Genomic DNA, 1,004 nt, shown 5'->3' with positions numbered 1-1,004 from the left:
AATGTTACATAGTACTAGCTTTGTGATTACGGGGAGGGATTGGCATGGTCAATGATATTAGACTTAGTCCTGAAGCTTTCAAAATCGATGCGCGCGAGTGGTGCAGGCAGATCGAGGAATTCATAAAAGAAGTATTTGTTAAGTCCAACCGGGATGGGATTGTAGTGCCGATTTCAGGTGGGCTTGACTCAAGTGTCGTAGCTGCACTTTGCACCCGTGCGGTAGGTAAGGAAAGGGTAACCGGACTGATGCTCCCTGAAAGGCTTGGAAACCCTGAAGCAGATCGTTATGGCCTGATGATTGCCGGACATCTGGATATAAGGACAATGAAAATCAACATAAGCCCCATATTGAGAGGCGCTGGGACATCAAATATGTTCATCTCAGCAATCTCGGGCAGGGATTTCTGGAAAGACACAGTAAACAGGTATCTGGAGAAGAGGAACAGGACAGCAAAGAAACTTTATATGGAAACATTGAAAGGAAGTCTTGATGCTAATTCCAGGAAACTGGTCGCAGGAGTGAGCTCCAAACAAAGGGCAAGGCTTCTTGTTACTTACAAAGTCGCTGAAGAGAATAACCTGATTGTTGCAGGGTCAGCCCACAGGACTGAGCAGATGGTAGGTCTATTTGTCAAATACGGCATTGATGACGGCGCGGACATTATGCCGCTGAAAAACCTATATAGGAGTCAGACACTTCAGCTGGCGGAACATCTTGGAATACCAACTGAAATTCTGCACCGCTCACCCAATCCGGACATCCTTCCAGGAATAACCGACAAGTATCAGGGGTATTTCGGGTTGGACTATCTGAAGGTAGAACTTATACTGCTTGGATTCCAGAAGGAGATGTCTGGGGATGAGATCGCAGGACAGCTAGGCGTTGATGTAAAAACAGTAGTGGAGATGGAGGAGATTGTCAGGCTCAGTGAGAGTTCTCGCAGCCACGCATTGGCACCGGAGCTGAGTTAGCATCAGTATCCTGAAGTCCCGCTGTTTTTT

Annotated in this window: 1 protein-coding gene; it reads left to right on the top strand. The window is 47.0% G+C overall.

The genetic code is table 11. The features are described 5' to 3' along the window. Positions 1–44: 44 nt before the first annotated feature. Positions 45–974, top strand: coding sequence for an NAD(+) synthase (nadE, locus tag T472_RS07165; protein ID WP_023388421.1), 930 nt, complete (start codon positions 45–47; stop codon positions 972–974). Positions 975–1,004: the final 30 nt, after the last annotated feature.

The sequence above is a fragment of the Youngiibacter fragilis 232.1 genome (assembly GCF_000495435.3).
In the GTDB taxonomy this organism is placed as follows: Bacteria; Bacillota; Clostridia; order Clostridiales; family Clostridiaceae; genus Youngiibacter; species Youngiibacter fragilis.
Note: the sequence above shows the minus strand (reverse complement) of the source record. Positions and strands in the feature narration are given on the sequence as shown.